Genomic DNA, 19434 nt, shown 5'->3' on the forward strand with positions numbered 1-19434 from the left:
GATGATGCGACTGGATATGTATATCGGCCACCACATTCTCGGCGCCATTCTCGCAGTGCTGCTGATCGTGGTCGGTCTGGATCTGGTTTCGGCCCTACTGGATCAGCTGGAAGATGTGGATGACTACTATAGCTTTACCGACGTGCTCCAGTTTCTGGGGCTGACGGTACCGCGTCGACTCTATGAATACATTCCCCTGAGTAGCCTGGTGGGGTGCCTGATCGGTCTGGGTGTGCTGGCCAGTCACAGCGAATTGACCGTTATGCGTGCGGCGGGCTTCTCCACAGCGCGTATTCTGCTGGCGGTGTTCAAACCCGTGATGCTGCTGGCGGCGCTGGCACTAGTGCTGGGGCAGTATGTGGCCCCTTATGCCGAGCAGAAGGCCCAGAGCTTCCGTGCCCTGGCACAGTCCGGTGGCGGGGCTCTCAGCTCCAAGTACGGTATCTGGCACCGGGAAGGCCCGCTGTTTATTCATATCAACGCGGTGGAGCCGGGTGGCGTCGTCCACGGCGTAACGCGCTATCGCTTCAGTGAGGATAATCAGCTGGAGTCATCCAGTTTCGCCCGCATGGGCTGGTTTGAAAACGAACAGTGGCAGCTGCAGGATGTGCGCCTGACCCGTTTTACCGATGCGGGTACGCAGGCTGAAACGCTGCCCATTGAAAGCTGGGAAAGCGGCCTGACGCCGGAGCTGTTGTCGGTGATTGTGGTCGACCCGGTGGATCTGTCGATCAGTGGGCTCTGGTCCTACTCGCAGTATCTGCAGGAGCAGGGCGTAAAGGCAGACAGCTATCTGTTGGCGTTCTGGGGCAAGGTACTACAACCCTTCGCCATTCTGGCGCTGGTGCTGATCGGGGTGTCCTTCATTTTCGGGCCCTTGCGCAGTGTCACCGTGGGTCAGCGCATTATCGCCGGGGTGATATTTGGCCTGATCTTCAAGTTTGCCCAGGACCTGCTGGGGCCAGCCAGTACTGTATTCGGTTTTCCGCCGTTTATAGCGGCATCGGTGCCGATTCTGATCTGTGGCCTGGCCGGTGTTTGGCTGTTGCGGCGGGCCGGTTGACCGCTGCTTTAACAGGTTGTCGAAAATCTATCTGCGTTGCCGAATGCAGCGTTAAAAACAGTCTCAAAATGCTCATTTAGTCCACTAAACTGCGCTTTTTCGCCTGTTTTTGCCCCTAGCCTCGGCGGCCTCGATGACGCTTTTCAACAACCTGTTAGAACCCTTATTTGCCGGCTTTCTTGCCTTTCGCTGGCTTCCCTTTCTGCTCCTTCTTTGCCCTCTCCGGTTTCGGCAGCTGAACCATACAGCTGCCGGACCAGCGGTCGTGCAGGCTCAGGCGCTCGTCCGTCAACAGCATCCACAAAAAACCGATTCCGAAGAATCCCACCGAGGGGATGGCCAGCATGAAGCGGAGCAGGGCCTGGGTCCAGGTGATGCGATCACCCGTGAGGCTCTGTACGCGCAGGCGCCAGGCCAGCATGCCCAGGGTCTGACCGTTACGGGTCCAGAAAAAGCCGAAGAAGAGGAAGGTGGCGCAGAACAGGGCCGAGTTGAACAGGGCGACAGCGAAGGTCGGGCTGGTTTCGAGGCTGATTGCTTCACCATCGTTCAGCGCGACGCTGATAGCGGCGATGACCATCCACAAGGCCACGATCAACAGGCAATCGTAGACCATGGCCATCAAGCGCTTGATAAAAGACGCGGGCGTGGTGTTGGTGAAGTCCTGTTTGAACGGGCGCTGCATGCTGTCGATTCCTCGATCCGGTAGGGATGGATGTTGGAGCCGGATTGTAGCACCTTGCGCTGGCCGGGCTAAGGCCCGGACAGCAGGGATGGCGAGAATCAGGTGCGGGGCAGGCGGAACAGCGGGCGCAGCCAGGTGCCGACGAAGCTGCCGGCAAAGGCTGCTACCAGCCAGAGCCAGCCGTGCAGGCTGCCGGAGGCGATGCCACCGAAGAAGGCGCCGATGTTGCAGCCAAAGGCAATGGTGGCGCCATAGCCCAGCATCAGGCCGCCAATGATGGTGGCCAGCCACTGCATGACGGGCATCTTCCAGCTCAGGGACAAACGGCCAGCCAGAGCGGCGGCTACCACGGCGCCAAAGATGACACCGATGTTCATCAGGCTGGCGCTGTCCTCAAGTAAGCCACCCATCAAGGCAGTATCGCGACCGGGCATCATCCAGTAACCCCAGAAGTCCACATCCAGTCCCAGATTAAGTGCTTCGGCGGCTTTGGCACCCCAGAGCGGGTAGGCCAGAGCCACAGCCCAGGGGCGGCCGATCAGTGCCAGGGTGGCAAAATTGATGACTGCCAGTGCGATAGCGCCCCAGATAAACGGCCAGGGGCCGCTCAGCAGACGCTTGCTCAGGGGCTGGTCTTTGCCGGCGTCATCGGCTTCAACACTGCCGAACTTGCGCTTTTCGATCACACGAGTGAGCTGGGCAATGGCGGCAAATACCAGCAGGTTCAGGGCGATGGCGGGCACCACACCCAGGCTGCCAATGAGGTCTACCGGCGCCAGTGACGGCTGCGTTGTCCACCATTCATAGTCACGGGTGGCCCAGAGCGCACCTGCGGCAAAGCCGATCATACTGGGTATGGCACGAATCTGCCCTCCACCGGCATGGTAGAGGTTACCCGAGGCGCAGCCATTGGCGATCTGCATGCCAATGCCGAAGATAAAGGCACCAAAAACAACGGAGACGCTCAGAGGGCGGACAAAGCCAAACACCTGTTGACCAAAGAGTTCACCGGCCGCCAGAGCCGGGAAAAACAGGCAGACCGCAATGGCAAGCATCAGCATCTGGGCACGTACGGCGCGCCCTCGCCCCGTGGTTACCAGCGTGCGCCAGGCTGTCGTGAAACCAAAGGAGGCATGGTACAGGCTGATACCCAACGCAGCACCCAGCAGCATGACCAGTCCATTGTGCGTGCTATAGCTGTCCATCAGGTAGATGAAAAATGCGGCCAGGGAGGCAGCGGCTACCGACAGCGCCAGAGGCTGTCGAGCAAGCGGTGAAGAGGGAGTGGCTGTAAGCGTGGAAGCAGGCATGAGGTATCGCCATAAAACTGGTTAAAGGATGCGCATTTTAACGCCTGCTAATATGCGCATCCAAGAATATAATCGAACCAGTTATATGTTTTGGTTATATGCTCTGAGATTTCAGGGCGCAGTTTTTCACTGCTTGAAGGGGTCTACATATTCCTGTTTGTAACGCTCTGCCAGAGATTCAGCCGCCTGCATCTGGTCGGCATTCAGCTTCAGCTTGAGGCGCGTTTCGATGGTGGCTGCGGTGGTGTTACCCAGCAGGGCTGCGTTGTGCATCCAGGCGTAAGCTGCCACATCTGTATCGACGCTCTCGTCCTGACCATGGGCATTTGAATAGAGGGTTCCCATAAAGAACATGGCTTCCATGTGGCCTTTCTCGGCGGCTTTGCGGTACCAGGTTTCTGCTTCCGCGTAGTCCTGTTCCACGCCGGTGCCAAAATTGTAACAGCGGCCGATATTGTGCCAGGCAGCTACCACATTCTGATCAGCCGCCTTACGGTACCATTCAATGGCCTTGTCGCTGTCACGTTCAACGCCGTAACCGAATTCGAACATTTCACCGATGCGGTTCTGTGCGTCGCCATCACCGTTCTCGGCCAGCGGCATCAGTTTGTCGAATTCGATTTTGTAGGCACGGTTTTTCAGGGCGCGCAGGCTGTTTACGCTCTCCAGGTGGCCTTGGCGAGCACCTTGTTCATACAGGCGCTGTGCCTGTTCCAGGTCCTTATCGACGCCCCAGCCGTTCTCATACAGCTGACCCATCAGGTTCATGGCGGCCGGGTCCTGGGATTTCACCAGTGATTCCAGTTCAGAGCGCGCCTGGGAGTAGTCGCCATTGTCGATAGCGCGCTGTGCAGCATCGGTGCTGGCTGCGGCAGCGGTAGTGGTGTGCAGGGAAAACAGCAGCCCGGCCGCTGCAAGTAGTGCAGATTTGTTCATTGAAGCCATGCCTTCATCATCAGATTTGATGCGTTCAGGAAGTCGTCGAGAACGGCTTCCGCCGAGAAAACGTATTAAGATAGAAACAAATGTTGTACTGCTGGTTCAGGGAGGGCCATAATAAACAAGCCCCTAACCCCTATACAGGATCACCCTAACGTATAAGGTGATTCTAATGTTTTTCATTGTACCCTAAAATGCCCCCCCAACGCATCCGGTGCCGGATGCTTCGATCCGCCTGTACGGGAACAAAACCATGCTGAATCGAATGACTATTCGCAACAAGCTCATTCTGGGATCAGTGCTGCCCTTGGTAGTTTTACTGTTGGTCGTCGTGACGGCGATGATGGCTTTGGATAAGGCCAACCAAAGCGCTGATAGCCTATACAGGGATCGTATAGTTCCGCTGGAAAAACTGAAGAAGGTGGCCGACCTCTATGCCGTTAGTGTGATTGACGCCGTCAACAAGGTCGACCATGCCATGGTCAGTGCCGAAGACGCCCTTGCGGGGGTACGCCAGGCCAAAATCGATATCAAACAGAACTGGGACAGTTACACCGCAACAAAGTTGACTGAGGAAGAGGCACGGCTGGTCAAGGAAGCACAGCAACTGTTTATACCGGCCGACAAGGCCGTGGATGACCTGATCAATGCCTTGTCGGCTATGTCGGGTCTGTCCAGTGGCGAGATGTATGCTTTCAATGGTCCGCTGTACGCCTCTATTGATCCGATTGGCGACAAGATTGGTGAACTGGTCAGCCTGCAGCTTTCGGAAGCCGATAACATGATTGCGGAGATGGCTCGTATTAATGCCCGCCAGCACAACCTGCAGCTGATAGCCTCATCTGTCACCATTATCCTGTTGGGGCTTCTGGGTTGGCGCATTTATCTGTCCATTCGGCGACCGCTGAATGAGCTTCAGCAGTGTATGTCACAGGTAGCGGATCACTCTGACCTGCGTGTGCGTGCCAATATCGAAGGCAAGCATGAGCTGGCGCAGATTGCCGGCGGTTTCAACCACATGCTGAACCAGATGCAGTTGCTGGTGGGCGAGATCTCCAATGCCACCTCACAGTTGGCCGCTGCAGCGGAGGAGATGAGCAGCATCAGCAGTCACTCCAGCCAGATCATCAACCGTCAGCGTGCTGAGGTTGAGCAGGTGGCAGCTGCCATGAATGAAATGGTTGCCACGGTGCGTGATGTGGCCGGCAGTGCCGAAAATGCAGATCTGGAAGCCAAGAATACCCTGGATGCCTCTGAGCGCGGTGGCCAGGTCGTCAATCAGGCGGTTGCGGCCACCGGTGATCTGGTCGGTCAGGTAAGCCGCGTGGCAGAGGAAGTGGCCATTGTTGAAAAGGACAGCGAAGCCATTGGCAGTGTTATTGATGTGATCAACGGCATCGCCGAGCAAACCAACCTGCTGGCATTGAATGCGGCGATTGAAGCGGCGCGTGCGGGTGAGCAGGGGCGTGGTTTTGCCGTGGTCGCTGATGAGGTGCGCTCGCTGGCCCAGCGAACTCAGGAATCAACCGCCGAAATCCAGCAGGTAATTGGCCGTTTGCAGGGCGGGACCTCCAACACGGTTGTGGCCATGCAGGTCAGTCAGGAGCAGGCGGTGAAAACCGGTTCCCAGGCGGAAGAGGCAGGTGTTGCCTTGCTGGAAATTGCCGAAGCCGTTCGTCGTATCAGTGATCTCAATACCCAGATTGCCAGTGCGTCTGAAGAGCAGAGCAGTGTAGCGGAGGAGATTAACCGTTCGCTGGTGGCGATCAATGATGGGGCTCAGGAGTCCGCAACGGGCGCAACCCAGGCGGAAGAAGCCAGTCATGAGCTGTCGCGTCTGGCCAGCAGTCTGCAGGATATGTCGGCCCGGTTCCGGGTCTGATATTCGGAACCGGGGAGTTGCTCAGTCCTTGCGGTTGGGGCTGAGCAGCTCGATCATGTAACCGTCCGGGTCTTTGACAAAGGCCAGAATGGTGCCCGAGTTGCTGTTTTTCATAGGTCCGGCTTCACGAACAACTTCACCACCACGGGCCTTGATGTCGTCACAGGCCTGGTAGACATCGTCCACCTCGATGGCAATATGGCCATAGCCGTTGCCCAGATCATACTCACCGGAATCCCAGTTGTGGGTCAGCTCCAGCACGGTGTTCTCGTTTTCATCCCCGTAGCCCACGAAGGCCAGGGTGAACTTGCCTTCCGGATAATCCTTGCGGCGCAGCAGGCGCATACCCAATACATCGGTATAAAACGCCAGCGATTTTTCCAGGTCGGCAACCCGGTACATGGTGTGCAGCATGCGCATGATGAAAACCTCTAATTTCAGTTCTGACAGATCCAGAGCAGTTAACAACCACTCTTAGGCTTTAGTTTAACGAAATCCGCTTGCGGCTTTTAGCCTACAATGGTTAATTGAGAGCATGAATAACAACAGCCAAGGGGGCTAGACAATGTTCCAGGACATGACCAAGCAGATGACTGAATCGATGGGACCCTTCCGTGAGTTGGTCAACATTCAGACCAAAATGCTGGAAGAACTGACCCGTCAGCAGATGGAGTGCACCAAGGCCTGCATCGATGCGACCATGCAGCAGACCAGCGAACTGCAGAAGTGCAAGACCCCCAACGACTTGCTCGAGCTGCAGCAGGCTTACGCCAAAGAGCTGGAACAGACGCTTCGAGCAGCCAACGAACAGAACCTCAAGGCATTGACTGCTGCCCAGCAGGCAATGCAGCAGCTGACCCAGGAGTCGGTTGAGGCAATGACCGGCAAAAAGTAAAGTACACACCTGATGTTCATGATCGAAAAGCAGCCCAGGTGGCTGCTTTTTGTTTGTCGGAAGAGGAAACCCCATGCCGGGCAAAATAGGGCTGTTTTACGCGAGCACCACTGGTAATACGGAAAGCGTTGCGCAGCAGATAGAAAACCTTGCGGCCGAGCAGGTTCAGCTGCATGACATTGCGGCTCAGGGCGTAGCTGCCATGCAGGAATACAATGCCCTGATTATCGGCATCCCGACCTGGGACTTTGGTGAGCTGCAGGAAGACTGGGATGAATACTGGCAGGTGTTCTGCGGTATTGATTTCAGTGGCAAGAAAGTGGCGCTGTTCGGGCTGGGTGATCAGTTGGGGTACGGCGAATGGTTTCTGGATGCCATGGGTGCCGTTAATGACCAGGTGCTGGCAGCCGGTGGCGAAGTGCTGGTGCCCTGGCCGGTTGAGGGCTATGACTTCGAAGCGTCCAAGGCACTGACTGCCGATGGCAGCCATTTTGTAGGTCTGGCCCTGGACGAAGATTGTCAACGCAGTGAAACCGAAGCCCGCCTGCAACAGTGGGTGCCTCAGGTGCTGGCAGTCTTGCTGGACTGACGGTAGCGGCACAGCAGGAACCAGCACAGGCCCAGAGCTTGCACAGCTGTTCCTGCGGCCAATGCAAAGCGGTAGGCTTCAGGCGGGTAGTGACCATTGGTATCTGCCTGCCAAAACCCCGCCAGCGCACCCATTCCCCACTGCAACAGGAAAGCGGCCAGAAAAATCCCCAAATTCAGGCTGGTACTGATGCGGCCGCTGAGTGCGGCTGGAAATGCCTGGCTCAAGCCGGCAAACATCAGCGTGCCGGAGGTGCCAAAGCAGCCGAACAGCACCCAGGCAGCCCAGGGCGCCTGATCGGGCTGTAGCTGAATCCAGAGCAGCGACCCCAGAAAGACCAGCATCCCGCAATAACTCACCTGCATGACTGTAATGCCGAATCTGGCCAGCTGGCTGGCAAGGCTGCCCAGCAACAAAAAGCCGGCAGCCATACTGGCGGCTGACAGCATCAGCATGTCGGCACTGTCTGTGGCGGAAAGCCCATTGACCTGGCGTAACCATTCTCCGGCCCATAATGATTGTACGGCTACAAACAGCGCCTGTGACAACATGCTGGCGGGTGCCCGCTGATAGAAGGCAGGGGTGCGAATGACCTGTAGTACCTGACGCAGGTCTTGGGCAAATGTCTGTGATGAGCGCTGAAGTTGGCTGGCCGGGACCAGTTGACGGGTTAGTAGCGCGACCGCAATACACAGGCCGGCGAGCCCTATAAACAGGGTGCGCCAGTCGGTCAGTGCCAGTGCCCACTCCACAGGCACTGTTGCCGACAGGGCGCCCAGTCCCCCGAACATCAGCTGCAATCCGTTGGTCATGGGCAGTTGTTCAGGTTTCAGCCAGAGGGTGTAGGTTTTGAAGGCCGCCATCAGGCAGGCCGACACCCCGATACCGATAAGGCCGCGCCCGATCCACAGCATTGTAGTGGATTCAGCCAGACCGAAAATCAAGCTGCCGGCGGCGGCGACGCACAGCAGTATGCTGGCAATGGTGCGCGTCTGGTAGCGGTCCAGCAGGATGCCAAGGGGGAGCTGGCAAGCAGCAAACGTCAGAAAATATGCGCTGGACACCAGCCCCAGTGTGGCGGCATCCAGTTGCAGGCTGGCCATGATATCGGGGGCAACAACCGCATTGATGACACGGAATACATAAGACAGCCAGTACCCCAGGGCAAAGGGCAACATCAGGCGCAGCAATAAAGGCATTGAACTTTTTGTCCGAACAGGTGACTGAGGATCTTGGGTCGTTAGGATATTATACCGATGCAGGGTATTTTCGCCCTTAAAGGCTCAGTAACGATTGAATTTGTAGATTAGTTTTGCCTAATATTGGCGTTCTCAAACCATTACAAGGGACACTGTCATGAAAAAAATTGCAGCAATGGGACTGGCCGGTGCACTGGCCATGGCAAGCACGGTCGCAGTTGCCGTGAAACCGGAGGATGCGATTGACTACCGTCAGGGCGTATTCCAGGCAATCAAATGGCATTTCGGCACCATGGGTGCGATGGTAAAAGGCAAGATGGATTACGACGCTGATGACTTTACTCGTCGAGCCGAGATCGTTTCTCAGCTGAGCCATCTGCCATGGGAAGGTTTTGTTGAGGGCTCCTATAGCGGTGATACTGATGCGCTGCCGGCCATTGCCGACAACTGGGACAAGTTTGAAGGCGGCTCCAATATGCTGATGGAGAAAACCGCTGCACTGGCTACCGCTGCCAAGACCGGTGATATGGACCAGATTCGCCCGGCTTTTGGTGAAGTGGGCAAAACCTGCAAGGGCTGCCACGACAACTTCAAGGACTGATACTTTCAGCCTCGAATGTTTGCAGAGGGCGCCGGGTGGCGCCCTTTTTTGTGGCCTCAGGTCAGGTTGAGCAGGCTCCAGATCGCTGCAGCAGCGATAGCGGCCAGTACCAGGCCGCGTACCCAAGGGGTCTTGCCCGCTTCTGTTGTGCCGGCAGGTAGCGGCTTGCGGCCGTGTAACATGCCCTGAATCAGCTTTTCACCGCGGACTCGCTGGTGCCAGACAACGCCCAGCAGATGCAGCCCGATAGCGATCAGCAGGCCATCAAAGATCATCTTGTGCCAGCGCGTGATCTCCACACTCAGGTCGTAGCTGACGAGGTGAACCAGCGGGCCTTCGGTAAAGATTTCATCGTTGGCGAACAGGCCGGTACCGGCCTGGGCCGCGCTCAGCAGCAATAAAGCCACGACCATCCAGCCGCCCAGCGGGTTGTGACCTGCATAGTGGGGCTCTTCTCGGCGCACAGCCTTGAGACCATAGTCAACCGTATGTTCGGGGCTGCGGATAAACTCGGCAAAGCGCGCGTAATGCGTACCGGCGAAGCCCCACATCAGGCGGAAGAGTACCAGGGTGAGAACGGTATAGCCGGCGTACATATGCCAGCTCATCCAGTTGCCGCCCTGTTCACCGCTCCACCAGGCAAACAGGATACTGGCGGCCAGCAGCCAGTGAAAAATCCGGACATAGGGGTCCCAGACACGGGTTGAAAGGGTTGAATCGGGTTGTTGTGTCATGCGTATGTTCCGTTGCTTAAGTTCCATTTAACCAGATGTGGCAGAAGATGCTGGCGCTGTAGCCCAATAATATGGCCCAGCTCCACTTGAGATGGCTCAAAAAGGTATAGGTTCCCTTGGCTTGCCCCATCAGGGCAACGCCCGCGGCGGAGCCAATGGATAACAGTGAGCCGCCAGTGCCAACGGCCAGGGTTGCCAGTAGCCACTGTTCCAGACTCATGCCCGGGTCCATATTCAATACGGCAAACATGATGGGAATATTATCGACCAGTGCCGAGAGCAGGCCGATCAGGCTGTTGGCTACATTGGTTCCCATGCTGCCGTACAGCAGTTCAGACAGGTGCGTCAGGTAGCCCAGCGTTGCCAGTCCACCGACACAGAGTACAACACCGTAAAAGAACATCAGCGTATCCCAGGACTCGCGTTCCACTACCTTGAAAATATCGAAGCGGCGCACGACGCCGGTGTGATCACCGCGCAACATGCTGTGGCGGCTGCTGTTCTCGGCATGGTGATGGGTGATATGGCCCTGTTCTCGGTAGATCGGGTCGTGCAGGCTGAGAAAATAGCCATAGATCTTGAGGACGCCCAGTCCGGTCATCATGCCCAGAACCGGTGGCAGGTGCAGCAGGCTGTGAACCAATATGGACAGGGTGATGGTGGCCAGGAACAAAATCATAATGGTGACCCCGCCTTTCTTCATGCGCTGGCGGCGCCGCTCCCCACCAGGACGGGCGCTTTCAATCACGCTGGACATGATCAGTGCCGGGATTAGCCAGTTCACCAGGGAGGGCAGGAACAGTTGAACAAATTCGACAAAGCGTACGTTGCCCTGTTGCCACACCATCAGGGTCGTAATGTCGCCGAACGGGCTGAACGCGCCACCGGCGTTGGCTGCTACAACTACATTGATACAGCCAACCGAAATGAAATGCAGGTGATGGTGACCAACTGCCAGCACAACGGCCCCCATCAGCAATGCTGTTGAAAGATTGTCGGCAATGGGTGAGAGCAAAAAGGTCAGTGTGCCGGTGACCCAGTAGATTTGCCGAAGGGTGAATGCGCGAGTGACCAGCCAGGTACGCAGGGCTACGAACACACGACGCTCTTCCAGCATATTCACGAAAGTCATGGCGGCGAGCAGAAACAGGAATAGTTCCGCATAGTCGAGAATGTATCGGCGCAGTTCGATCCCGGCAGCATAAGGCTCATCGGACTGTTGGTAGGCCAGAGCAACCAGAATCCAGATCAGACCGGCCGCCACAATCACCGGTTTGGATTTACGCAATTCCAGGCGCTCTTCCAGTACAACGCAGATATACCCGAGCAGGAAGATCATCAAGGCCAGGTAACCATAGGTGCTGCCGGTCAGGTCCAGCAGTTGTGTCGTTTCCAGAGTGGAGGCTTGGGCCCGGGGAGTAGCCAACAGCAGAGGGAATAAAAGCAGCGCGGGCATCCTGTTCATGAGTATCTCCTGATATAGGGCCGCATTTTAACCCCTGAGGTTGACAAGTCGAGTGCTCAGAGCGGGACAATCATTCAAACAAGGCGCCTGATCAGTTAAGATACTCCTCTTTTTTATAGCCAACGAGTGTCCAAGTACCACGATGGAAATCAACCCGATTCTCAACAGTCTGAAAGAGTTCAGCGAGCGTACCCTGGCGCTGCGCACCTACCTGGATTACGACGGCAAGCGTGAGCGCCTGGAAGAGGTGGAGCGCGAGCTGGAAGATCCCAATGTCTGGAATGATCCGGACAATGCCCAGCAGCTGGGTAAGGAACGCTCCGGACTTGAGAATGTGGTCAAGACCATCGACGAGCTGGAAACCGGTATCAGCGATGCGGGCGACCTGCTGGACATGGCTGTCGAAGAAGATGACGAAGACACCGTTGCTGAAGTGGAGGCTGACGTAGAGCGTCTGCGTACCATGCTGGAGCAGCTGGAATTCCGTCGCATGTTCTCCGGTGAAGCCGACGCCAACAATGCCTTCCTGGATATCCAGGCCGGCTCAGGTGGCACCGAAGCCCAGGACTGGGCTGACATGATGCTGCGCATGTACCTGCGCTGGGGCGAAAGCAAGGGCTTCAAGACAGAGCTGCTGGAAGTCTCTGCGGGTGAAGTGGCCGGTATCAAATCCGCTACCATCCGTTTTGAGGGCGAGTACGCCTTTGGCTGGCTGCGGACCGAGACCGGTGTCCACCGTCTGGTACGTAAATCACCGTTCGACTCCGGTGGCCGTCGTCACACGTCATTCTCTTCCGTCTTCGTGTCACCGGAGATTGATGACAACGTTGACATCGAAATCAATCCGGCCGATCTGCGTGTCGACGTATACCGCGCCTCCGGTGCCGGTGGTCAGCACGTTAACCGTACCGAGTCTGCCGTGCGTATCACCCACGAGCCTTCCGGCATCGTGGTACAGAGCCAGGCGGCCCGTTCGCAGCACCAGAACCGCGACACCTGTATGAAGCAGCTGCGCGCGAAGTTGTACGAAATGGAAATGCTCAAGCGTCGTGAAGCCGCTCAGGAAGTGGAAGACACCAAGGCCGATATCGGCTGGGGCAGCCAGATCCGCTCCTACGTGCTGGATGACCAGCGCATCAAGGACCTGCGTACCAACGTGCAGACGTCCAACTGTGATCGCGTTCTGGATGGCGATCTCGACCAGTTTATCGAAGCCAGCCTCAAGGCCGGCCTGTAAGTATTTGTTTTAAGGTAACCCCGATGTCAGACAACACAGTTCAGCAAGATGAAAACCGCCTGATTGCCGAGCGCCGCGAGAAGCTCGCCGCTCTGCGTCAGGACGGGAATGCCTTCCCCAATACCTTCCGCCGTGACAGCTACGCGGAAGACTTGCAGCAGGCCCATGGCGAGAAAACCAAGGAAGAGCTGGAAGAAGCCGGAATCCGTGTATCCGTTGCCGGTCGCGTGATGCTCAACCGTGGTGCTTTCATGGTGCTGCAGGATATGAGTGGCCGCATTCAGCTGTACGTGAACAAGCCTGCGCGCCCGTTCGCCAAATCTGTGGATCTGGGCGACATCATCGGTGTCAGCGGTGTGCTGCATAAATCCGGCAAGGGTGACCTTTACGTCGACATGGCCGAGTTTGAAATGCTGACCAAGAGCCTGCGTCCGCTGCCGGACAAGTTCAAGGGGCTGCAGGACATGGAGATGCGTTACCGTCAGCGTTACGTTGACCTGATCATGAACGATCAGTCACGTAAGGTGTTCGAGATGCGCTCCAAAATCGTGGCCGGTATCCGCAAGTACCTGATCGACCGTCGTTTCATCGAAGCGGAAACGCCGATGCTGCATCCGATCCCCGGTGGCGCAACCGCACGCCCGTTCGTGACGCATCACAACGCGCTGAACCTGGACATGTACCTGCGTATCGCGCCGGAGCTGTACCTGAAGCGTCTGGTCGTGGGTGGCTTCGAGCGCGTCTTCGAGATTAACCGCAACTTCCGTAATGAAGGGCTCTCGACCCGTCATAACCCGGAATTCACCATGATCGAGTTCTACCAGGCCTATGCGGATTACAAGGACCTGATGGACCTGACCGAAGACATGCTGCGCACTGTCGCTGAAGACGTGTTGGGTACCACGCTGGTGACCAACACCGTTCGCAACGAAGAGGGCGAAGTGCTGGAAACCTTTGAATACGACATGGGCAAGCCGTTTACCCGCATGAGCGTGTTCGACTCCATCCTGCACTATAACCCGGATATCACTGCTGAAGCCCTGGCCGATGAAACCGCTGCGCGTCAGATCGCCCAGCGCATGGATATCGACGTTAAGGACGGCTGGGGTCTGGGCAAGGTACAGATCGAGATCTTCGAGAAGACCGTTGAACACCGCCTGCAGCAGCCGACCTTCATCACTGAATACCCGACAGAAGTCAGCCCGCTGGCGCGTCGCAGCGATCATAACCCGCATGTGACCGACCGCTTCGAGTTCTTCGTGGGAGGTCGTGAGCTGGCCAACGGCTTCTCGGAGCTGAATGACGCTGAAGATCAGGCTGAGCGCTTCCGCAAGCAGGTGGAAGAGAAGGATGCCGGTGATGATGAAGCCATGCACTTCGACGACGACTACGTACAGGCACTGGAATATGGCCTGCCGCCGACGGCCGGTGAAGGTATCGGTATCGACCGTCTGGTGATGCTGTTCACCGACTCACCGTCGATTCGTGATGTCCTGCTGTTCCCGGCCATGCGCCCGCGCGGCTGATCGCGACTCGTCAATCGGAGTTATCCACAAGGGCCACTTAACGTGGCCCTTTTGCTATGCAATATATCGGAGAGAAGCCAATGGCACTGGATAAGGCACCCAGCTGGCAACCCTGGTTGCAGCCTGAATTTGATCAGCCCTACATGCAGTCACTCAAGGCATTTCTGCAGGCCGAGAAAGACGCGCACAAGGTGATCTTTCCGCACTCTTCCAACTGGTTTCATGCCCTGGAGGCAACGCCGCTGGACCGGGTGAAAGTGGTGATTATCGGGCAAGACCCTTACCACCAGCCGGGGCAGGCACATGGTCTCTGTTTCTCGGTAAAACCGGGCGTGCGCGTACCGCCGTCACTGGTGAATATCTACAAGGAACTGAATGCTGATCTGGGCATTCCCCCCGCCAGTCATGGCTTTCTGGAAAGCTGGGCGCAGCAGGGCGTGCTCCTCCTCAATGCCGTGCTGACAGTGGAGCAAAGCAACGCCAATGCGCATCAGGGCAAGGGCTGGGAGCAGTTCACTGATCGTGTTATTCAGCTGGTCAACGAACAGTGTGAACACGTGGTATTCATGCTCTGGGGCAGTTATGCACAGAAGAAGGGGGCGCGTATCGACCAGAGCCGTCACTTGGTGCTGAAATCACCGCATCCTTCCCCTCTGTCGGCACACCGCGGCTTCTTCGGCTGTCGCCATTTCAGCCAGGCTAACCAGTGGTTGCAGGAACAGGGACGCGAAGCGATCAATTGGCAGTTGCCGGAAGCTGTAGAGTCAGACTAGGTAGCTTGACGCTATGCCTACTAAAAAGCCGGCATTGCCGGCTTTTTGAGTTTACCCCCTTAGCGCTTGCTTTCGAATAGGCGAGGGTCAAGTTCGTAGGGAAGCTGAGACAGTTTCAGGCAGGGGCCCTCGGTGGACTCCAGATGAATGGACTGCTGTTCAGCCTGGTCCTTGATGATAACTGCCAGGACGCGGTAGAGGTTGTCTCCGGCTTTGGCTGCACGCACAATTTTGCCTACGCTGGGCTTGGCTTCGCTGACCAGTTCGGTGCCGGGCAGAACAGGCTGGCTGGATTCAACTTTGGCCAGATACATGGGTCGTTTGAGCTGACCACGATGCTGCAGGCGGGTGACGATCTCCTGGCCGGTGTAGCAGCCCTTGGTGAAGCTGACCCCTTCAAATACCTGCAGGTTCACCATCTGCGGGATAAAAGCTTCGCGGGTGGCCGGGAACAACTCGGGAATAGCGGCTTCGACGCCTGCCAGCTCCCAGTCGTTGCGAGTGGCCAGTGGCGCTTCTGACTGCAGGGCGTCCAAGGTGGCTTCCAGCTGGTCAGCCGGTAGCCAGATCTCACTCAAGTCTTGGCTCAGGCTGCAGCAGGCGCCTGTCTGCGGTGTGTGTGTCTGGCTCAAGCGCTGGCTGTCAGGCCCGATCAGGCCGATACCCAAAAGCTCGGCTTCCAGCTCTGCTTCTGCCTTGGAAAAAATGATGTATTTTTTCAGCAGGGCAAGTGCGTCCTCAGCCATATCAGTACGAATACGCAGCCAGTAACGCTCTTCACCGGCGGCAATTACTTCATACAGGCTGTGCATATGGCCCTTGATGTTGCAGTGGGCGCCCGGTAGCTGGCCTTCACGGTCAACCCCGGCAAGGTCACAGCTGAGCTGACCCTGCAGGAATTTATGTGCATCGGGGCCGGTAATGCTAATGATGCTGTAATCGGTCAATGCGACACTTCGGTTGGGGCTGTCACTGGCCGGAACTGCCGTTACCAGATCTGTGCTCATTTCCACACCGGGGCGGTTAAGCCATTGTTGCCAGCTTGCATGCATAACTGCGTGATCTCCTTTGCCACTGATGCTCTCAGTGTAAACCAGAAGCGGGGGCTGATCAGCCCGTACTTAAAAGGGTTATTCCGGGGTGTTGGCGCGTCCGAGCGTGCGCCCCATGGTAACGCTGCTGCCTGCCGTAAGGGACTCTTGCCAGCTGACAGCATCGGCGCCGAATAACAGAATAACGGTTGAACCCAATTTGAAGCGGCCCATTTCCGCACCCTTTTCCAGCGTGACAGGCGTTTGTTCGAAGTTGCGATCTAGGATGACAGGGCGTTTGCTGGCGGGTGCGACCTGACCATTCCAGACCGTTTCAATACCGGCCACAATCATGGCGCCGACCAGCACCATGGCCATGGGGCCGTATTCGGTATCAAAAATGGCGACCAGACGCTCGTTGCGGGCAAACAGGTTATCCACACCTGCGGCCGTCACCTGATTCACTGAATACAGATCACCCGGTACATAGATGGTTTCGCGTAGGGTGCCCGTGACCGGCATGTGCACACGGTGATAATCCCGGGGAGACAGGTACACGGTGGCAAAACTGCCGTTGATGAAGGGAGCAGCGCGTTCTGGGCTGCCGCCCAGCAGGGTGCTGAGCCCGTAACTGCGTCCCTTGGCCTGGAAAATACGGCCATGTTCAATGGGACCGAGCTGGCTGATGGCGCCATCGGCGGGTGAGAGTATGGCGTCGATTTCGCTGTCCAGCGGTCGGGCGTCGGGCTTGAGCGCACGGGTGAAGAAGGCGTTGAAGTGTTCATAGGCTTCAGGGTTGGGCTCCTGAGCCTGGCTCATATCGACGCGGTAGCGCTTTCGGAACCAGTTGATAAACAGGTTCTTGATCCAGGTCGTGCGGCATTCGGCCAGGCGTCCAACCAGTCGCGACAGCAGGTGTTGAGGCAGCAAGTGCTGCAGCAGAATAAACAGGGCGTCTTTCAAGATGTTACTCGCTTTATCAGTTGAATCAGCCGGCTTCTACGGGCAGATCGGGGCGGTTGCCCCATTCAAACCAGGAGCCGTCATAGCAGGTCAGGTGTTTGCAGCCTGCCCAGGTACCTGCCAGCCAGGTCAGGCCCGAGCGGCGGTGGGTCTGGCAGTGCGTCACCATGGCCTGGTCAGGATTTAGCCCACGTGCATTCAATAGCTGCAGGATTTCATCCTGTGGCTTCAGCAGGGGAATATCGCCATCCTGCAGCAGGTCGGTCCATTCCAGGTGACGTGCTCCGGGAATGTGCCCTCCGTGCTGGGCATTGACCACTTTCTCGCCCGTAGATTCGGCCGCTGTACGTGCATCCCAGACCTGTAATTTGCCCTCGTTGATGCCCACCAGTACCTGTTGAGCATCCAGGCGCAAGGGTATTTGCATCCGGGCTGTAAAATTCGAGGCGGTTGCCTGGCGGGCCTGATGCTCAAGAGGGAGGCCTGCGGCTTGCCAGGCTGCCAGCTGGCCGTCTAGCACGCTGACACTGCGGTGACCGATGCAGTGTAGGGTCCAGGCCAGACGCCCTGCCCAGGGGCCTTTCTGGTCATCGTAGGCTACGACCTGAGTATCAGCGGTCAAACCCAACTCAGAGAACAGCTGGCTCAACTGTTCGGGTGTCGGAATGAGGTTGGGGACAGGGCCTTCGCCGCGCAGCAGGCGTGTTGCACCCATGTGCACAGCCCCCGGAACATGACCGGCAGCGTAGGTATCAGCACTGGACAGATCCAGTATCAGCAGGTTGTCGGCGTTCAAATGGGACTGCAGTTCGGCAGCCGAAATGACCAGTGGCAGCATGGCGGGTTCCGTTTCAAAGTTTGGCATGATCTTATCTGAGCGGGCGCCTGAGGCAAAGTTATCCCGGCAGGTGTTTCAGGCGCAGCGTCGCGGCGGCACAGAGCTGGCGGAACTGCTCATACTGAAACTCCGACAGCGTCGCATGTGTCGGCAGATCGTCCGCATAGATCAGCGCCAACGGTTTGTCGTCCCGAAAAACGGACATCAGCAGGCAGTCGTGGTCGCCCAGTGCCGTGGTAAAACTCTCCGGCAGCATGGGGGCCAGGGTGCTGCGCTTTTGCGTGTCCAGCCAGATGCCGGCTGGCTTTTCACTCAGGCGTTTGAACAGGCTGGGGACCTCAAGGCTGAGGTTAAGCTCCGCCATCGGGTGCCCTTTGGGCAGCCCCAAATTACGCAGGCTTTCTGCCCGGGTGCCCTTGATTACCATCAGGTTGAGTCGGGCCAGGCCGAGGCCCTGATGTAGTCCCTGAATCAGGGCCTGCAGAATATGGGCTGGTTTGGTGTAGCCGTCAAAACCTTTCTGAAAGCGTTCCAGCACCTGTTGGTAGATATGCGGGTGCAGGTGTTCTGTGACCGGAGGTGCCGGTTTGTCGACTTGATCCTGCTCAGGCTTGGGCGGCTTGGGTTTGACCGGTCTGGGCGCTGTTTTGGCCAGGCGGGCAATCTCTTTTTCGCTCAGCACGCCCAGGTGTTGGGGTGATGAAGGAATAAAAAGCATCTCGGTAGCTGGGCTCAGGGTACCGGGTACATGAAACTGGCGCGAAGCTTCAGCGCAGTTGGTGTGTAGCTGCCCCAGTATCTGGTTGGCATCACTGCTCAGGTAGTCGGCCATCACATCGAACAGGCGCGCCGCCTTTTTGCTGTGCCAGCCACGCGTAGTGGTGAGGGCCAGCCAGTTACCCAGTTTGACCGGGAAGAAACGCTGCTGTGCCAGCTGGTTGATCTCGCGCTGTTCCAGTTGGCCCAGACGCGGGTCCTTGACGGCACGTCGGTGCAGCTGGTTCAGATCATGATGGCTGGGGGAGGTGCCGTGATCCAGGGCTTCACAGGTCAGTTCCGGCAGGTCCCAGCGCTGTGCCAGCTCGGCGCCCAACTCCTGTGCGGTACAGCCAAACAGATCCTGCTCGGCGAGGACAACATCAATGCCATCTTCCAGTACACGTTTCTGATACAGGTGCTTGTGTAGCGGCGCATGCAACCAGAGCATCCAGTGCACAAAGCCGTACAGCAGGGCGGCCAGACGTACCTCTTCTACAAAGGGGAGGCCGCGCTGACGGCACAGTTCAGCGGCCTGCAGGGAGGCGTGCTGGCTGTCGGCAATGGCGCGGAAGTACATTTTCTGCTGCACGCTGGTCGGGTTGACCTTGAGGGTTTCCAGCTGACGGCACAGTTGCTCCAGTGGCTCCAGTCCCAGGGAGCCAACCGCATGCTCGATGCCGGTAACGGTCGAGCCCTTGGCTCGGTGTTTCTGCTGAGCCAGACGCGTGACGTGCAGGCACAAGACCGGGTCCTGGCGTACCAGTTGGGTCAGTTGTTGCAGAGTCGTATTGTCGTTATTGAGCAAGCGGCGCAGGCGCGCCTGTACACTGACCCTGACCGGAAGAGACCGGGGTTCCAGATAATCAGCCCAAGATTCCAGGCCAAACAGGTCGGCGCTGGCATCAGCGGGTTGTTGTACCGGGTCCGAGGGTGTGCTGCTCATTC

General features: G+C 57.4%; 19 protein-coding genes. 8 read left to right on the plus strand and 11 right to left on the minus strand.

The features are described from left to right. Position 1 precedes the first annotated feature (1 nt). Positions 2–1063: an LPS export ABC transporter permease LptG gene (gene lptG, locus O3C79_RS06245; protein ID WP_494385234.1), complete on the plus strand. Its 1062-nt coding sequence runs from the start codon at positions 2–4 to the stop codon at positions 1061–1063. Positions 1064–1226: 163 nt separating this feature from the next. Here lptG and O3C79_RS06250 read toward each other — a convergent pair whose 3' ends face one another. The 3 genes from O3C79_RS06250 to O3C79_RS06260 form a co-directional block, all read right to left on the minus strand. Then, positions 1227–1748: an RDD family protein gene (locus tag O3C79_RS06250; protein WP_494385235.1), complete on the minus strand. Its 522-nt coding sequence runs from the start codon at positions 1746–1748 to the stop codon at positions 1227–1229. A gap of 98 nt (positions 1749–1846) precedes the next feature. After that, entirely contained in the window at positions 1847–3058 is a 1212-nt protein-coding gene (locus tag O3C79_RS06255; protein WP_494385236.1) for a YeeE/YedE family protein, read from the minus strand. Between the two features lie 126 nt (positions 3059–3184). Then, positions 3185–3994, minus strand: a complete 810-nt coding sequence (locus O3C79_RS06260) for a tetratricopeptide repeat protein (protein ID WP_010322543.1) — start codon at positions 3992–3994, stop codon at positions 3185–3187. A 256-nt stretch (positions 3995–4250) separates the two neighbouring features. On the opposite strand from O3C79_RS06260, the gene O3C79_RS06265 reads away from it, so the two are divergent. Continuing rightward, positions 4251–5879 carry a methyl-accepting chemotaxis protein gene (locus O3C79_RS06265; RefSeq protein WP_494385237.1) on the plus strand — a complete coding sequence of 543 codons (1629 nt, stop codon included), beginning with the start codon at positions 4251–4253 and terminating at the stop codon, positions 5877–5879. Positions 5880–5900: 21 nt separating this feature from the next. On the opposite strand, the gene gloA is transcribed toward O3C79_RS06265, so the two are convergent. Continuing rightward, a complete protein-coding gene (gene gloA, locus O3C79_RS06270) occupies positions 5901–6299 on the minus strand; it encodes a lactoylglutathione lyase (protein WP_010322541.1) in 399 nt (132 codons plus the stop codon). 145 nt (positions 6300–6444) lie between these two features. Between gloA and O3C79_RS06275 the strand changes: the two genes are divergently transcribed. Together O3C79_RS06275 and O3C79_RS06280 are read left to right on the plus strand one after the other, a co-directional pair. Further along, positions 6445–6774 carry a phasin family protein gene (locus O3C79_RS06275; RefSeq protein ID WP_010322540.1) on the plus strand — a complete coding sequence of 110 codons (330 nt, stop codon included), beginning with the start codon at positions 6445–6447 and terminating at the stop codon, positions 6772–6774. A 73-nt stretch (positions 6775–6847) separates the two neighbouring features. Beyond that, entirely contained in the window at positions 6848–7363 is a 516-nt protein-coding gene (locus tag O3C79_RS06280; RefSeq protein WP_010322539.1) for a flavodoxin, read from the plus strand. On the opposite strand, the gene O3C79_RS06285 is transcribed toward O3C79_RS06280, so the two are convergent. Continuing rightward, positions 7336–8562 (minus strand): MFS transporter, encoded by a 1227-nt coding sequence (locus O3C79_RS06285; protein ID WP_494385238.1) that lies wholly within the window; start codon positions 8560–8562, stop codon positions 7336–7338. The two genes, O3C79_RS06280 and O3C79_RS06285, sit on opposite strands and share 28 nt — an antisense overlap. Positions 8563–8719: 157 nt before the next feature. Between O3C79_RS06285 and O3C79_RS06290 the strand changes: the two genes are divergently transcribed. After that, entirely contained in the window at positions 8720–9163 is a 444-nt protein-coding gene (locus O3C79_RS06290; RefSeq protein ID WP_010322537.1) for a c-type cytochrome, read from the plus strand. 56 nt (positions 9164–9219) lie between these two features. On the opposite strand, the gene O3C79_RS06295 is transcribed toward O3C79_RS06290, so the two are convergent. Together O3C79_RS06295 and nhaD are read right to left on the minus strand one after the other, a co-directional pair. Next, positions 9220–9897, minus strand: coding sequence for a cytochrome b/b6 domain-containing protein (locus O3C79_RS06295; protein ID WP_494385239.1), 678 nt, complete (start codon positions 9895–9897; stop codon positions 9220–9222). Positions 9898–9913: 16 nt separating this feature from the next. After that, the gene (gene nhaD / locus O3C79_RS06300; RefSeq protein WP_494385240.1) at positions 9914–11362 is read right to left on the minus strand and encodes a sodium:proton antiporter NhaD; all 1449 of its coding nucleotides are present in this window, start codon (positions 11360–11362) and stop codon (positions 9914–9916) included. Between the two features lie 142 nt (positions 11363–11504). On the opposite strand from nhaD, the gene prfB reads away from it, so the two are divergent. From prfB to ung, 3 genes are all read left to right on the plus strand, one after another. Beyond that, positions 11505–12599 (plus strand): peptide chain release factor 2, encoded by a 1095-nt coding sequence (gene prfB / locus O3C79_RS06305; RefSeq protein WP_494385241.1) that lies wholly within the window; start codon positions 11505–11507, stop codon positions 12597–12599. Positions 12600–12622: 23 nt separating this feature from the next. Then, positions 12623–14125, plus strand: a complete 1503-nt coding sequence (gene lysS, locus O3C79_RS06310; protein ID WP_494385242.1) for a lysine--tRNA ligase — start codon at positions 12623–12625, stop codon at positions 14123–14125. Positions 14126–14205: 80 nt separating this feature from the next. After that, positions 14206–14898, plus strand: a complete 693-nt coding sequence (ung, locus tag O3C79_RS06315) for a uracil-DNA glycosylase (RefSeq protein WP_494385243.1) — start codon at positions 14206–14208, stop codon at positions 14896–14898. A 59-nt stretch (positions 14899–14957) separates the two neighbouring features. On the opposite strand, the gene ygfZ is transcribed toward ung, so the two are convergent. The 4 genes from ygfZ to O3C79_RS06335 all read right to left on the minus strand — a co-directional run bounded on the left by ygfZ (position 14958) and on the right by O3C79_RS06335 (position 19432). Next, positions 14958–15950 (minus strand): CAF17-like 4Fe-4S cluster assembly/insertion protein YgfZ, encoded by a 993-nt coding sequence (gene ygfZ, locus O3C79_RS06320; RefSeq protein WP_494385244.1) that lies wholly within the window; start codon positions 15948–15950, stop codon positions 14958–14960. Positions 15951–16028: 78 nt separating this feature from the next. Beyond that, the gene (gene asd, locus O3C79_RS06325) at positions 16029–16892 is read right to left on the minus strand and encodes an archaetidylserine decarboxylase (RefSeq protein WP_494385245.1); all 864 of its coding nucleotides are present in this window, start codon (positions 16890–16892) and stop codon (positions 16029–16031) included. A gap of 25 nt (positions 16893–16917) precedes the next feature. After that, a complete protein-coding gene (locus tag O3C79_RS06330) occupies positions 16918–17757 on the minus strand; it encodes a sulfurtransferase (RefSeq protein WP_494385246.1) in 840 nt (279 codons plus the stop codon). A gap of 31 nt (positions 17758–17788) precedes the next feature. Continuing rightward, complete coding sequence (locus tag O3C79_RS06335) at positions 17789–19432, minus strand: HDOD domain-containing protein (RefSeq protein WP_494385247.1); 1644 nt, start codon at positions 19430–19432, stop codon at positions 17789–17791. Positions 19433–19434: the final 2 nt, after the last annotated feature.

The sequence above is a fragment of the Marinobacterium sp. NO-S09 genome, from assembly GCF_059179545.1.

Coding starts and splice junctions, on each gene's coding strand:
- nhaD (WP_494385240.1), bottom strand. CDS start 11,362: ATGAACAGGATGCCCGCGCTGCTTTTATTCCCTCTGCTGTTGGCTACT.
- O3C79_RS06295 (WP_494385239.1), bottom strand. CDS start 9,897: ATGACACAACAACCCGATTCAACCCTTTCAACCCGTGTCTGGGACCCC.
- O3C79_RS06285 (WP_494385238.1), bottom strand. CDS start 8,562: ATGCCTTTATTGCTGCGCCTGATGTTGCCCTTTGCCCTGGGGTACTGG.
- lysS (WP_494385242.1), top strand. CDS start 12,623: ATGTCAGACAACACAGTTCAGCAAGATGAAAACCGCCTGATTGCCGAG.
- O3C79_RS06265 (WP_494385237.1), top strand. CDS start 4,251: ATGCTGAATCGAATGACTATTCGCAACAAGCTCATTCTGGGATCAGTG.
- O3C79_RS06335 (WP_494385247.1), bottom strand. CDS start 19,432: ATGAGCAGCACACCCTCGGACCCGGTACAACAACCCGCTGATGCCAGC.
- O3C79_RS06260 (WP_010322543.1), bottom strand. CDS start 3,994: ATGAACAAATCTGCACTACTTGCAGCGGCCGGGCTGCTGTTTTCCCTG.
- lptG (WP_494385234.1), top strand. CDS start 2: ATGATGCGACTGGATATGTATATCGGCCACCACATTCTCGGCGCCATT.
- O3C79_RS06280 (WP_010322539.1), top strand. CDS start 6,848: ATGCCGGGCAAAATAGGGCTGTTTTACGCGAGCACCACTGGTAATACG.
- O3C79_RS06250 (WP_494385235.1), bottom strand. CDS start 1,748: ATGCAGCGCCCGTTCAAACAGGACTTCACCAACACCACGCCCGCGTCT.
- O3C79_RS06255 (WP_494385236.1), bottom strand. CDS start 3,058: ATGCCTGCTTCCACGCTTACAGCCACTCCCTCTTCACCGCTTGCTCGA.
- ung (WP_494385243.1), top strand. CDS start 14,206: ATGGCACTGGATAAGGCACCCAGCTGGCAACCCTGGTTGCAGCCTGAA.
- O3C79_RS06290 (WP_010322537.1), top strand. CDS start 8,720: ATGAAAAAAATTGCAGCAATGGGACTGGCCGGTGCACTGGCCATGGCA.
- gloA (WP_010322541.1), bottom strand. CDS start 6,299: ATGCGCATGCTGCACACCATGTACCGGGTTGCCGACCTGGAAAAATCG.
- O3C79_RS06330 (WP_494385246.1), bottom strand. CDS start 17,757: ATGCCAAACTTTGAAACGGAACCCGCCATGCTGCCACTGGTCATTTCG.
- ygfZ (WP_494385244.1), bottom strand. CDS start 15,950: ATGCATGCAAGCTGGCAACAATGGCTTAACCGCCCCGGTGTGGAAATG.
- O3C79_RS06275 (WP_010322540.1), top strand. CDS start 6,445: ATGTTCCAGGACATGACCAAGCAGATGACTGAATCGATGGGACCCTTC.
- prfB (WP_494385241.1), top strand. CDS start 11,505: ATGGAAATCAACCCGATTCTCAACAGTCTGAAAGAGTTCAGCGAGCGT.